The organism is Streptomyces adelaidensis, from assembly GCF_016598475.1.
GTDB lineage: Bacteria > Actinomycetota > Actinomycetes > Streptomycetales > Streptomycetaceae > Streptomyces > Streptomyces adelaidensis.
Window position 1 is genome coordinate 67,070 of the sequence record NZ_JAEMUX010000023.1, and the last position, 13,405, is coordinate 80,474.

The 13,405-nt window shown below is 71.4% G+C and carries 12 protein-coding genes and 1 pseudogene; 11 read left to right on the forward strand and 2 right to left on the reverse strand.

What is annotated here, in order from left to right:
• Positions 1-270 precede the first annotated feature (270 nt).
• The 9 genes and pseudogenes from I8N67_RS15980 (at position 271) to I8N67_RS16020 (ending at position 9,951) form a co-directional block, all read left to right on the forward strand.
• Positions 271-1,164, forward strand: coding sequence for an FAD binding domain-containing protein (locus I8N67_RS15980; protein WP_200303767.1), 894 nt, complete (start codon positions 271-273; stop codon positions 1,162-1,164).
• The gene (locus I8N67_RS15985; protein ID WP_200303768.1) at positions 1,161-2,837 is read left to right on the forward strand and encodes a 2Fe-2S iron-sulfur cluster-binding protein; all 1,677 of its coding nucleotides are present in this window, start codon (positions 1,161-1,163) and stop codon (positions 2,835-2,837) included. The genes I8N67_RS15980 and I8N67_RS15985 overlap by 4 nt, the downstream gene beginning before the upstream one ends.
• On the forward strand, positions 2,834-5,158 hold the full coding sequence (locus I8N67_RS15990) for a xanthine dehydrogenase family protein molybdopterin-binding subunit (protein ID WP_372443715.1): 2,325 nt from the start codon (positions 2,834-2,836) through the stop codon (positions 5,156-5,158). The genes I8N67_RS15985 and I8N67_RS15990 overlap by 4 nt, the downstream gene beginning before the upstream one ends.
• Before the next feature lie 214 nt (positions 5,159-5,372).
• Positions 5,373-5,993: an SUKH-4 family immunity protein gene (locus I8N67_RS15995; protein WP_234045771.1), complete on the forward strand. Its 621-nt coding sequence runs from the start codon at positions 5,373-5,375 to the stop codon at positions 5,991-5,993.
• Positions 5,994-6,060: 67 nt separating this feature from the next.
• Positions 6,061-6,348: pseudogene (locus I8N67_RS16000) on the forward strand (MFS transporter); the annotation flags it as partial.
• A 46-nt stretch (positions 6,349-6,394) separates the two neighbouring features.
• Positions 6,395-6,595: a ribbon-helix-helix protein, CopG family gene (locus I8N67_RS16005; protein ID WP_048821776.1), complete on the forward strand. Its 201-nt coding sequence runs from the start codon at positions 6,395-6,397 to the stop codon at positions 6,593-6,595.
• The gene (locus I8N67_RS16010) at positions 6,592-6,972 is read left to right on the forward strand and encodes a type II toxin-antitoxin system death-on-curing family toxin (RefSeq protein WP_200303769.1); all 381 of its coding nucleotides are present in this window, start codon (positions 6,592-6,594) and stop codon (positions 6,970-6,972) included. The genes I8N67_RS16005 and I8N67_RS16010 overlap by 4 nt, the downstream gene beginning before the upstream one ends.
• Before the next feature lie 162 nt (positions 6,973-7,134).
• Positions 7,135-8,934 carry a DEAD/DEAH box helicase gene (locus tag I8N67_RS16015; protein WP_200303770.1) on the forward strand — a complete coding sequence of 600 codons (1,800 nt, stop codon included), beginning with the start codon at positions 7,135-7,137 and terminating at the stop codon, positions 8,932-8,934.
• 375 nt (positions 8,935-9,309) lie between these two features.
• Positions 9,310-9,951 (forward strand): IclR family transcriptional regulator, encoded by a 642-nt coding sequence (locus I8N67_RS16020; RefSeq protein WP_200303771.1) that lies wholly within the window; start codon positions 9,310-9,312, stop codon positions 9,949-9,951.
• 6 nt (positions 9,952-9,957) lie between these two features.
• Here I8N67_RS16020 and I8N67_RS16025 read toward each other — a convergent pair whose 3' ends face one another.
• The gene (locus I8N67_RS16025; protein WP_200303772.1) at positions 9,958-10,788 is read right to left on the reverse strand and encodes an alpha/beta fold hydrolase; all 831 of its coding nucleotides are present in this window, start codon (positions 10,786-10,788) and stop codon (positions 9,958-9,960) included.
• A 173-nt stretch (positions 10,789-10,961) separates the two neighbouring features.
• Here I8N67_RS16025 and I8N67_RS16030 point away from each other — a divergent pair, with 173 nt between their 5' ends.
• On the forward strand, positions 10,962-11,417 hold the full coding sequence (locus I8N67_RS16030) for a MarR family winged helix-turn-helix transcriptional regulator (RefSeq protein ID WP_234045787.1): 456 nt from the start codon (positions 10,962-10,964) through the stop codon (positions 11,415-11,417).
• 99 nt (positions 11,418-11,516) lie between these two features.
• Positions 11,517-12,317, forward strand: a complete 801-nt coding sequence (locus I8N67_RS16035) for a S16 family serine protease (protein WP_307835252.1) — start codon at positions 11,517-11,519, stop codon at positions 12,315-12,317.
• 72 nt (positions 12,318-12,389) lie between these two features.
• Here the strand turns inward: I8N67_RS16035 and I8N67_RS16040 are convergent, their stop codons facing one another.
• Positions 12,390-13,358 carry a glycine betaine ABC transporter substrate-binding protein gene (locus tag I8N67_RS16040; RefSeq protein WP_200303774.1) on the reverse strand — a complete coding sequence of 323 codons (969 nt, stop codon included), beginning with the start codon at positions 13,356-13,358 and terminating at the stop codon, positions 12,390-12,392.
• Between the last annotated feature and the right edge of the window lie 47 nt (positions 13,359-13,405).

The window sequence follows — 13,405 nt, forward strand, 5'->3', positions numbered from 1 at the left end:
GGAACCCGTACGCCCGCGCGGCGGGTGCGCCGCGACGGTGTCCTGGGGGAACAAGAGGCGCAAGTGGCACCCGAGCGTGTCAATTCGTTCCTACGGGAGATGCTGTGCCAAAACGGACCATCTCTCGGGTGAGGTGGGCGAATGCCTCCTGGCGGACCCCCGCGTTCGGGCCTCGTGAGAATGTGCCAGAGTTGCCACGTCCGCCCTGTCAGCACGTACCGTACGGCAACACAGGCGGACCAGGTGGGGCAGCGGGAAGGGGCAGCCGGTTTGACCACGCACGCACCGCAGGCGGCGCAGGCCGTGACCCTGCCCGGCTCGCTGGACGAGGCAGTGGCGGCCCTCGCCGCCATGCCCTGGGCGGTTCCGGTGGCGGGCGGCACGGACCTCATGGCCTCGGTCAACTCGGGGCAGCTCAGGCCCGCCGCGCTGGTCGGCCTCGGCAAGATCAGCGAGATCCGCGGCTGGCAGTACCAGGACGGACACGCCCTGCTCGGCGCCGGACTGACGCACGCGCGGATGGGGCGCCCGGATTTCGCGGCGCTCATTCCGGCGCTCGCCGCCGCAGCGCGCGCCGCCGGACCACCGCAGATCCGCAACGCCGGCACCCTCGGCGGCAACATCGCGACGGCCGCCCCCACGGGGGACGCGCTGCCCGTGCTGGCCGCCCTGGAGGCCACGCTGATCATCGCGGGCCCGGGCGGGGCCCGCCGCGAGATGCCCGTCTCGCACCTGTTGGCCGGCATGGAGATGCTGCGCCCCGGCGAACTCATCGGCTTCGTGCGCGTGCCGCTGCTGCACGCGCCCCAGGTCTTCCTCAAGGCCACCGGGCGTACCGGCCCCGGCCGCGCGGTCGCCTCCGTCGCCCTCGTCCTCGACCCCGCCCGGCGCGGGGTGCGGTGCGCGGTGGGGGCCATAGCGCCGATGCCGCTCAGGCCCCTGGACGCCGAGGTGTGGGTCGGTCAGCTGATCGACTGGGACGGCGATCGCACCCTCGTCCCCGAGGCGCTGCAGGCCTTCGGCGAGTACGTCGCCGCCGCCTGCATCCCCGACCCGGCCCCCGAGGTCGACGGCTCGGTACCACCGCTTCCGCCCGCCGTACTGCATCTGCGGCGCACCGTCGCCGCGCTGGCCCGACGAGCACTGGGGAGGGCACTGTCGTGACCGACGACCAGCACGGAGAGGGCACCCCGCAGCAGGGGGGCCAGGGCGGCTGGGAGCGGCTGCCGCAGGGTGACTACGACGACGGCGCCACCACGTTCGTACAGCTCCCCGAGGGGGGCATCGACGCGCTCCTCGCCGCCAATACCCCGCTCGCCGCGCCGGGCCACGGCTATGTGCCGCCGCCCATAGCGGGCAACCCGGGCCCCGCCGCCGGAGCCGATCCGTCCGCCCCGGGTGGCTGGACGATGCCGGCCGGGGGCGACCAGTGGCACGACCCGAACGCCGGGCAGCCGCAGCCGCCCGCGCAGGACGGGTTCACGTACAACCCCGCGTCGACCGGCCAGTGGACGTTCGAGGAGCCCGGCGGGCAGGAAGGCGCCGCTCCCGGTCGCGATGTGACCGGCGAGTGGTCGATTCCGGTCGCCGGAGGTGATCTTCCGGACGAATCCGGCGAGTTCAGTACGTCCGCCCTTGTCGAGCAGTGGGGCGGAACCCCGCCCGCCACGCTCCCCGGCGGCGCCGCCGCGCCCTGGGCGACCGAGCAGATCGGCACGGCGTGGACCGCGCCGCCGCCCGCACGTGGCGAGGAGCGCGGCGCCGACGAACGCGCCGCCGAGCGCACGGCCGAGGGGTATTTCGGCGGGGAGAGCGTGCTCGGCGGGGCTCGGGAGGCCCCTGGGGGGCCCTCCGGGGCCGCTGGGGAGGCGTACACCGATTCGACCCCCCGGACCGCCAGGGACGACCCCGAGGCCGCCCAGGAGCCCGCTGGGCCGGTCGGTGAGGCGGACGCGGAGGCCCCGGAGACGGCCCTCGGCGCGCCCGAGGCCGCCGTGGCGACCGAGATCGAGACCGACGGTGAGCCGGCCCTGGCTGAGGAGGCCGACGAGTCCGCGCCGCCCCCGCACGACGACCACCCCCTCGCCTCGTACGTCCTGCGCGTCAACGGCACCGACCGGCCCGTCAGCGACGCCTGGATCGGTGAGTCGCTGCTCTACGTGCTGCGCGAGCGGCTCGGCCTCGCGGGCGCCAAGGACGGCTGCTCACAGGGCGAGTGCGGCGCCTGCAACGTGCAGGTCGACGGCCGGCTCGTGGCGTCCTGCCTGGTGCCCGCCGTCACCGCCGCGGGCAGCGAGGTACGCACCGTCGAGGGCCTCGCCGCCGACGGCCAGCCCTCGGACGTACAGCGCGCCCTCGCCAAGTGCGGCGCCGTGCAGTGCGGTTTCTGCGTCCCAGGCATGGCGATGACCGTGCACGACCTCCTTGAGGGCAACCCCGCGCCCACCGACCTGGAGACCCGCCAGGCGCTCTGCGGCAACCTCTGCCGCTGCTCGGGCTACCGGGGCGTCCTGGCGGCCGTACACGAGGTCGTCTCCGAACGCGAGGCACACACGGCCGCCGAGAACGACACCGCCGCGGCCGCCGACGAGGCACGTATCCCGCACCAGGCGGGCCCCGGCGCGGGCGGCGTCAACACGGCGGCGTACGACTCCCAGGGAGCACCGCCGCAAGGACCCCACGACCCCGACCAGTCGTACGGCGGCCAGGGGCTGTCGTTCGGCGGTCAGCACGACTCGTACGGCGGCCAGGACCGGTCGTTCGCCGATTTCGGTGACCAGGACGACTCGTACGGCGGTCAGGGCCGGTCGTTCGGCCAGGACGGAGGCCAGGCGTGAGCAACGAAGCCGCCACCGCGATGCCCGCGGTCCCCGGGACCCCCGGCGAGAACGCGTCCGCCCCGGAGCAACTGCCGCACGGCCTGGGTGTGTCCCTGCCGTCGGCCGACACGCGCGCCAAGTCGGAGGGCACCTTCCCGTACGCGGCCGACCTGTGGGCCGAGGGCCTGCTGTGGGCCGCCGTGCTCCGCTCGCCGCACCCGCACGCGCGCATCGTCTCCATCGACACGTCCCACGCGCGCGAGATGCCCGGTGTGCGGGCCGTCATCACCCACGAGGACGTGCCGGGCGTCGCCCTGCACGGCCGAGGCAAGGCCGACCGGCCGCTGTTCGCCTCCGAGGTCGTACGCCACCACGGCGAGCCCATCGCGGCCGTCGCCGCCGACCACCCGGACACCGCGCGGATGGCCGCCGCCGCTGTCATCGTCGAGTACGAGGTACTCGACCCGGTGATCGACCCGGAGCAGGCCTTCGAGGCCGAGCCCCTGCACCCCGACGGCAACCTGATCCGGCACATCCCGCTGCGCCACGGTGACCCGAACGCGGCCGGTGAGATCGTCGTCGAGGGCCAGTACCGCATCGGCCGCGCGGACCCGGCCCCCATCGGCGCCGAGGCCGGCCTCGCCGTGCCCCGCCCCGACGGCGGCGTCGAGCTGTACGTCGCCTCCACCGACCCGCACACCGACCGCGACGCGGCCGCCGCCTGCTACGGCCTGCCGCCCGACCGGGTCAAGATCGTCGTCACCGGGGTCCCCGGCGCCACCGGCGACCGCGAGGACCAGGGCTTCCAGCTGCCGCTCGGCCTGCTGGCGCTGAAGACCGGCTGCCCGGTGAAGCTGACGGCGACCCGTGAGGAATCCTTCCTGGGCCACGCCCACCGGCATCCCACGTTGTTGAGGTACCGCCATCACGCGGACGCCGACGGCAAGCTGATCAAGGTCGAGGCGCAGATCCTGCTCGACGGGGGCGCGTATGCCGACACCTCCTCGGAGGCGCTGGCGGCGGCGGTGTCGTTCGCCTGCGGCCCGTACATCGTCCCGAACGCCTTCATCGAGGGCTGGGCGGTCCGCACCAACAACCCGCCCTCCGGCCATGTGCGCGGCGAGGGCGCCATGCAGGTCTGCGCCGCCTACGAGGCGCAGATGGACAAGCTGGCGAAGAAGCTGGGCCTCGACCCGGCGGAACTGCGTATGCGCAATGTGATGTCCACGGGTGATGTGCTGCCGACGGGCCAGTCGGTGACCTGCCCGGCCCCGGTCGCCGAACTCCTCCAGGCCGTCCAGGAGTTCCCGCTGCCCGCCCTCCCCAAGGACACGCCCGAGGAGGAGTGGCTGCTCCCCGGCGGCCCCGAGGGCGCGGGTGAGCCGGGCGCGGTCCGCCGTGGCGTCGGCTACGGCCTCGGCATGGTCCACATGCTCGGCGCCGAGGGCGCTGACGAGGTCTCCACGGCCACCGTGAAGGTCCACGACGGCATCGCGACCGTCCTCTGCGCGGCCGTCGACACCGGACAGGGCTTCTCCACCCTCGCCCGGCAGATCGTCCAGGAGACCCTCGGCATCGACGAGGTCCACATCGCCCAGGTCGACACCGACCAGCCCCCGTCGGGCCCGAGCTGCCGCGGCCGCCACACCTGGGTCTCCGGCGGCGCGGTGGAGCGAGCGGCCAGGATGGTCCGTACGCAGCTGCTGCAACCGCTCGCCCACAAGTTCGGCATGTCCACGGAGCTGCTGCAGATCGCCGACGGCAAGATCACGTCGTACGACGGTGTCCTGTCGACCACGGTCATGGAGGCCATGGACGGCAAGGAACTCTGGGCCACGGCCCAGTGCCGCCCGCACCCGACCGAGCCGCTGGACGGCGCCGGCCAGGGCGACGCCTTCGTCGGTCTCGCCTTCTGCGCGATCCGCGCGGTCGTGGACGTCGACATCGAGCTCGGCTCGGTACGGGTCGTGGAGCTGGCGGTCGCCCAGGACGTCGGCCGGATCCTCAACCCGACGCAGCTCGCCGCGCGCATCGAGGCGGGCGTCACCCAGGGCGTGGGCATCGCGCTCACGGAGAACCTCCGCACCCCCCGAGGCCTGATCCGTCACCCCGACCTGACCGGCTACGCCCTGCCCACCGCCCTCGACACCCCCGACATCCAGATCGTCAAACTGGTCGAGGAACGGGACGTGGTGGCGCCCTTCGGCGCGAAGGCGGCCAGCGCGGTGCCGGTCGTCACGTCTCCGGCGGCCGTCGCGGCGGCGGTACGGGCCGCCACGGGCCGCCCCGTGAACCGCCTGCCGATCCGCCCGCAGGCGGCGGTGGTGACGGGCACGTGAGCGCGGCCTCGCCCGCCCCGCGGCGCATGCCCACAGCCGGTGGCTCACAGCCGGTGGCTCACAGCTCCTGAAGTGCGTCTTCGCGCGTAATTCCGGGCGTTGTCAGTGGGGCGGCGTATGGTTCTTGGCAGTGGGGACGACCGCTGAGCGGTGAGTGATTCCCGCTCGGGGGAAGTACGTTGCGAACCATGTGCCGGGGGGAGCCATGAGCACGATGACGATGGGAACAATGGGCCTGACGGACCTGAACGACCTGAACGATTTGAACCACTTGAACACCCTGGACGACTTGACGGCCGTGACAGCGGTGGGCGGGCCGGTCACCCGGTCGGGGCTGGCGCTGGACCTGCCGGCCCGCCTGCTGGACGAGGAGTTCGGGCAGAGCAAGGTGTGGCGCTTCGAGGACTTCGACTTCCCGGCCACGCTCATCCACGAGCCGACCCGCCGCTTCCTGCGCGACATGGGCCTGCCCGAGGACCACGGCTTCTTCCAGCTCGACACGGACATCCCGCTGCCGACCCTCGCCGAGTACAACGCGGGCGAGCGCCCCGGCGAGCTCCCGCCCGGCCGACTCCCCGCCAGAGCCGCCCACTTGATCCGCCTCGGCCACTTCGTCGAAGGCAACAGCCTCGTCGTCGACGGCACCACCGGCGCGGTCCTCAACTGGAGCGACCCCGAGTCCACCCTCACCTCCCTCGACGCCGACATCTCCACCCTCGCCTTCACGCTGTGGCTGCTGCACCGCGAGAACCGCGAGAACCGCGAGAACCGCGAGGAGACGGCTGCGTGCTGCTGGGTGGAGCGGCTGCGGAACGAGGCCTGCGCGGGGCTCTGAGGCGCCTGCCTGCCCCAGAGGACCTGGTCGCGGCCGTCTCGCTCAGGACAGCACGCGGTAGGTGACTGGCCTCGTCATCGCCTCCACCAGCGTGCTGCTGCTCAAGCTCTCCGCCCCCGAGGAGGCCGGCACCAGCTCCGCCGCCCTCCAGATGTCCGACGGCCTCTCCAACGCGCTGCTGCTGGCCGCGTGCGGCGCGGCCTTCGCCGGGCTGGGCGGCGGCGCGGTCGGCCACTCGGCGACCGCGGCCGCCGGTGCCGCGTCGCATGCGGCCGCCTTCGTCGCGGTGTTCCTGCCGATGGCGGGGGTGGCGTTGGTGGGGGCTTGGGTGACCACGCGGGTGCGGGCCCCGTAGCCGGGGATGGTACCAATTTGACCCCACGCGATGGTACCGTTTTGGTATGGCTATGAACCTGCGTCTTCGTGATGACCAGACCGAAGCTCTGAAGTTGCGCGCCGAGGAAGAGGGCACGAGCATGCACGCAATACTGCTGAGGGCCGTGGACGACTACCTGGCCAGGACGGCGCACGAGGCGCTGGTCCGTAAGGCTGCCAAGGAGCAGACAGCCAAATGGGCCGAGCTGCTGGAGCGGCTGAAGTGACCTACGTCTACCTGTCGGCCGAGGACGTTCTGGCCATCGCCGACCTGGCGGTCGATGACCAGCACGTCATCGTGCGGGATGCCGGCCTGCTGGAATCGGCCGTGCACCGCCCCTCGGCTTCGATGTTCGGGCAGGAGGCGTACAGCGATCTGTTCGACAAGGCGGCCGCACTCCTCCAGTCACTGGCGATCAATCACCCCTTCATCGACGGGAACAAGCGCACGGCCTGGGTGGCCTGTGTCGTCTTCCTGGGGATGAACGAGGTGCAGTTGCGACCGGACATCAATGCGGCGGAGCGCCTGGTCATCGCTGTCTCGACCGGCAGCCTCGATGAGGTCAAGGCCATCTCCGAGGCATTGCGCGACCTGGCTGAGTAGCGATGTGACCTCGGTCCCATCCTTGGGCGACCAGACGCGGTTCGCACATTGACGCAACGGGGCCGCCGGTAGGGTGGCCCGGTTGTCATACGTAGCCGAGGTGTCCTGCATCTCGCCGCTTCGCCGAGCTGCCCGTCCGTCACCCACCACCAACCGGAGACCGTGACTACCACCGCCGCCTCCTCGACGTCGAACCACCACCTCTCACCCGCCTTCCCCGGCCGTGCCCCCTGGGGTACCGCCGGCAAGCTGCGCGCTTGGCAGCAGGCGGCCATGGAGAGGTATCTCCAGGAGCAGCCGCGGGACTTCCTCGCGGTCGCCACCCCGGGCGCCGGGAAGACCACCTTCGCGCTGACGCTCGCCTCCTGGTTGCTGCACCATCACGTCGTGCAGCAGGTGACGGTCGTGGCGCCCACCGAGCATCTGAAGAAGCAGTGGGCCGAGGCCGCCGCGCGGATAGGGATCAAGCTGGATCCCGAGTACAGCGCGGGGCCGCTCAGCAAGGAGTACGACGGGATCGCGATCACGTACGCGGGCGTCGGCGTACGGCCCATGCTGCATCGCAATCGCGTCGAACAGCGCAAGACGCTGGTCATTCTCGACGAGATCCACCACGCCGGTGACAGCAAGTCCTGGGGCGAGGCGTGCCTCGAGGCGTTCGAGCCCGCCACCCGGCGGCTCGCGCTCACCGGTACGCCCTTCCGGTCCGACACCAACCCCATCCCCTTCGTGGCCTACGAGGAGGGGACGGACGGGATCCGGCGGTCGTCCGCCGACTACACGTACGGATACGGCAACGCGCTCGCCGACAACGTCGTGCGGCCCGTCATCTTCCTCTCCTACAGCGGCAACATGCGGTGGCGGACCAAGGCGGGCGACGAGATCGCGGCGCGGCTCGGCGAACCGATGACCAAGGACGCGATCAGCCAGGCCTGGCGTACGGCCCTCGATCCGCGCGGCGAGTGGATGCCGAGTGTGCTGCGCGCCGCCGACCAGCGGCTGACCGAGGTCAGGAAGGGCATCCCGGACGCCGGCGCCCTCGTCATCGCCACCGACCAGGACTCCGCGCGTGCCTACGCCAAGCTGATCCGGGAGATCACGGGGACCAGCGCGACGGTCGTACTGTCCGACGATTCGGGCGCGTCGGACCGTATCGACGAGTTCAGTGCGAACACCGCCCGGTGGATGGTCGCCGTGCGGATGGTGTCCGAGGGGGTGGACGTGCCCCGGCTGGCGGTGGGGGTCTACGCCACCACCATCTCCACCCCGCTCTTCTTCGCCCAGGCCGTCGGACGATTCGTACGGTCCCGGCGGCGCGGCGAGACCGCGTCCGTGTTCCTGCCGACCGTGCCCGACCTGCTCACCTGGGCCAACGAGATGGAGGTGGAGCGGGACCACGCCCTCGACAAGCCGAAGAAGCAGGGCGAGGAGGACCCGTACGCCGAGGAGGACAAGCTCCTCCAGGAGGCGGAGAGGGAGCAGGACGAGGACACCGGCGATCAGGACATGCTGCCGTTCGAGGCGCTCGAGTCCGACGCCGTGTTCGACCGGGTCATGTACAACGGCGCCGAGTTCGGCATGCAGGCCCACCCCGGCAGCGCGGAGGAGCAGGACTACCTCGGGATTCCGGGGCTGCTGGAGCCCGACCAGGTGCAGCTGCTGCTCCAGAAGAGGCAGGCCCGGCAGATCGCGCACAGCCGCCGCAAGCCGGACGCGGAGGCCGACCTCGTCGAACTCCCCGCCGACCGGCGGCCCGTAGTCACCCACAAAGAACTCCTTGAGCTGCGTAAACAGCTCAACGGGATGGTCGGCGCGTACTCCCACCAGAGCGGCAAGCCGCACGGTGTCATCCACACCGAGGTGCGCCGGGTGTGCGGCGGACCGCCGAGCGCCGAGGCCACGGCCGGGCAGCTGCGGCAGCGGATCGCCAAGGTGCAGGAGTGGGCCACCCGGATGAAGTGACGTCCGGACGCTCTGCCCTCCGGGGGAGTGCGGCCGGGAGTGCGTCCGGGCGTACGGCTTCCCGTGTGCGCTGGGTGCGGGGTGGTGCGCGCCCGTCAGATACGCCCCGCATATCGCGACAAAAGGAAGTAGTCCATACCGGTCACTGACCGGATTCTGGACGGAGTCTTCCGCTGAGCGAACCCGCTCGTCTACTGTCCCGCTACGCACAACGCCCCGTGGCAGCGCCGCCGCGGAGCGCAGCCGTGAAGCGACTCCGCCCGGATCCGACCGGGTTCAGCCGATCGGCGGCCTCTGTAGCGCGTCGCCGAACGGGACCGGTGTCGCATCAGCCGCGACAGGGGTCGCCGCCCTCACCAAGAAGGAGTGGGCGTCGTGACCGCGGAGACCTCTCAAACACTCGATCGAGGACTGCGGGTCCTCAAGCTGCTCGCCGACACCGATCACGGGCTGACCGTCACCGAGTTGTCCAACAAGCTCGGAGTCAACCGGACCGTGGTGTACCGCTTGCTCGCCACCCTGGAACAGCACTCCCTCGTACGCCGTGACCTGGGCGGACGTGCCCGGGTCGGGCTGGGGGTGCTGCGGCTCGGACGCCAGGTCCATCCGCTGGTACGGGAAGCCGCGTTGCCCGCGCTGCGGTCGCTGGCCGAGGACATCGGGGCCACGGCCCATCTCACCCTCGTCGACGGCACCGAGGCCTTGGCCGTCGCCGTCGTCGAACCCACGTGGACGGACTACCACGTGGCGTACCGGCCCGGATTCCGGCACGCCCTGGACCGGGGGGCCGCGGGACGGGCCATCCTCTCGGCGCGCCAGCAGCCGAAGGACGGGCCCGGGTACACCCTCACCCATGGCGAGCTGGAGGCGGGGGCCAGCGGGGCCGCGGCGCCACTGCTCGGGGTGACCGGGGTCGAGGGCAGCGTCGGGGTGGTGATGCTGGCCGACGCGATTCCGGAGCGGGTCGGGCCGCGTGTCATGGACGCGGCCCGAGAGGTGGCTGACGCGTTGCGGTGACCGCGGCTACGCGTCGTCGTCCAGTGTGTTCAGCCACTCCAGCAGGAGCTTGGTGAACAGGGCCGGCTCTTCCATGTTGACGTAGTGGGCCGTGGCCTCGATCGAGGTGGTGCGGCTGTCGCCGGCGACCGTGGCGACCAGGCGTTCGGCCATGGCGACGAGGTCGGGGGCGTCGAGGGCGCCGTTGATGGCGAGGGCGGGCACGGTGATGTGTGCGGCGCGTGCCCAGGTGTCCGTCACCGGGACGTGCCAGTCCCGCTCGCCGATGGTGTGCTTCGACGCGGTGTGGCGGCTCATCTCCCGTACGCGCCGCACGATGGCGGGGTCCACGTCGGCGACCGCGCGGTGGGGGCCGGCCACGGCTTCGGCGACGACGTCGAGCCAGCCCTCGATGTCACCGGACATCAGGGTGCCGTAGTACCGGGTGACGCTGTCCTTGGTCCAGGGGTCCGTGTGCTCGGGCTCGCTGGTGCCGACGCCGCTGACCACGAGTGCGCGGACGAGTTCGGGATGCTCCAGTGCGGTGTCGACGGCGGTGCCCCCGCCCATCGACATGCCGACCAGGACGGCCGGGCCCGTGTCCAGGTGTCGTAGGAGCGCGGCGAGATCGTCGGTGAGGCGGAACGGCTTGCTCGCGTTGGCGGAGGAGCCGTGGCCGCGGGCGTCCGGCGTGATGACACGGTGGTCGGCGGCGAGTGCGGGGACCAGGTCGCTCCACATGCGGTGGTCCGTGAAGCTGCCGTGCAGCAGTACGAGCGGGGGGCCCGTACCGACGTCCCGATAGGCGAGCGGGCCGTCGTCGGACTGGAACGTGAGAACCTGCGAGGCATCATTCATGACAACTAAGGTGTCATTCTGCATGAGGATTTGGCAACTAGGTTGTCATTCTGGTTCATGGGGGGAGCGGGAGAGGGAGCGAGAATGAGCCCGTGACAGAGAACGAGAACGAGAACGAGAACGACAGGGCCGGCAAAGGCGAGGGGGAGGGCGGCGGCGAGGAGAGCGAGCCGCTGCCGCCCGAGGAGCTCGCCGGGCGGCTCTACGAGGTGTTCGCCGTCCTGGGCCCCCTCTACCGGCGGGTGACCCGTGCGGTGGAGCTGAAGGCGCAGGTCGTGGGGCTGCCCATGGGGATACGTGTGGTCCTGGAGCTGCTGCGGATGAGTGGGCGGCCGATGACCGTGCCGGAGATGGGGCGGACTCTGGCCTTCAGCCGGCAGTTCGTGCAGCGGATGGTCAACGAGGCGGCGGAGCGTGAGCTCGTCGAGGCCATCGCGAACCCCGCGCACCAGCGGTCCTCCCTGATCCGGTTGACCGACGCCGGCCGTACGGCCATCGACACGTTGATCGCCGAAGAGAGCGGACTGCTGGAGCGGGTGGACGGTGATCTGACGGGCGCCGACGTCGACGCGTGCGTACGGGTGCTGACGAACCTCCTCGACGTCTTCAAGGACGTGGACGTCAACTGAGGCGGGCCCGTACACCGCCGCCCCTCGCCCCTGCGGTCCCCCGCCCCCGGCCGTACCACCCCTTCCTGGCCGGAATCGCCCCTCACGTAGATTGACCCCGTGCTCTCTCGTCTCGCCAGCCTTTCGCGTCCCGTGGCCGTAGCCGTCTGCGCCCTGCCCGTCGTGGGGCTGCTCGCCACGGCGGTGTTCGCGCCGTTGCCGTTCTCCGTGGCGCAGCCGGGGATGACGGCGAACGTCCTGGGTGAGAACAAGGGGGAGCCGGTGATCACGATCAGTGGAGCGGAGACCCGGAAGACCGGCGGTCAGCTGCGGATGACGACGATCGAGGCGACGGGGCCGGACGCCCGCGTCGGTCTGGGCGATGTGCTCGACGGCTGGTTCCGTACGGACCTGGCGGTCATGCCGCGCGACTCGGTCTACCCCAGCGGCGACACCACCGAGGAGATCCAGGAGTACAACGAGGCCGAGATGAAGGAGTCCCAGGACACGGCCACCGAGGCGGCCCTCGCCTACCTCGGTGAGGACTCCGGCGACATCGAGGTCACCCTGCGGCTCGCCGATGTCGGCGGTCCCAGCGCGGGCCTGCTCTTCTCCCTCGGCATCGTCGACAAGCTCGACGGCGACGGCAGCGGCGGCGACCTCACGGGCGGTCGTGTCATCGCCGGTACGGGGACCATCGACACCGCCGGCAAGGTCGGCGCCGTCGGCGGAGTCACCCTCAAGACGCAGGCCGCCCACCGCGACGGCGCCACCGTCTTCCTCGTCCCGGCCGCCGAGTGCTCCGACGCGGAGGCCGAACTGCCCGAGGGGCTGCGGCTCATCCCGGTGACCACCCTGAAGGGCGCGGTCGGCTCCCTGGTGGCGCTGGAGTCCGGCAAGGGCGAGGTCCCGAGCTGCTGAACGGGGTCCTGACGCACGTGACCAGCTGCTGAACGGCGGTTCGCTCAGTCCCGCGACTTCACGAAACCCTCTTCACGCGCCCCTCTTCACGAACCCCTCCGCCACCATCCACTCAAGTGCCACCTGGTGCGGATCCTCCCCCTCCACATCCACCTTCGCGTTCAGCTCCCGCGCCACGGCGTTGTCGAGCTTCTTCGTGACGGGGGCGAGGACGTCGGCGATCTCCGGCCACTCCTCGAGCGTCCTGGAGTTGATCTCGGGGGCCGCGTTGTAGTTGGGGAAGAACCTCCGGTCGTCGTCCATCACCGCGAGCTTCATCGAGTCGATGCGCCCGTCGGTCGTGTAGACCTCCCCGTACAGGCAACGCCCCTTCGCCGCCTGGGTGTAGATGATGCCGCTGTCCATCTGGGTGATGTTCCCGGTGGGCAGGCTCATCCCGTACGCCTTCTGCATGCCCGGCAGTCCGTCCGCGCGGTTGGCGAACTCGCTCTCCACGCACACGGTGACGGCCTTGGGCTCCTTCGCCGCGAGTACGGCCACGTCGGAGAGGGTCTTCGTGGCGTACTTGGCGGAGTTGGGCCGGTTCAGGGCGAGGGCGTACGTGTTGTTGAGGGCCGAGGGCGGGAGCCAGGTCAGGCCGTTCTCCAGGTCGGCGTCGCGCACCGCCTCCCACTGGCGGCGCGGGTCGGCGATGGGGGTGCTGTTGCCCTGGTAGGTGATCCAGGCGGTGCCCGTGTACTCGTACATCGCGTCCGCGTCGCCGCTTCTCACCGCCTCCCGGGCGCCGAACGAACCCTGGATGCCGGTGCGGTCGAGCACCTCCGCGCCTGCCGCCTGGAAGGCGATGCCCATGACGGCGCCGAGGATCAGGTTCTCGGGGAAGTCCTTGGCGGTGACGGTGAGCTCGGCGCCCTCCAGGGGGCGGCCCTGCCCGACCGAGCCCGGCACCACGTCGTCGGTCATGGGGGAGCCGCTGGTCAGTCCGCAGCCGGCCAGCAGCAGTCCGAGTCCGAAGAGCGGCAGGGGCGCACGCGGCCTCATGGAACGCGGTCTCAGGAAACGCGGTCTCAGGAAACGCGATCTCATGG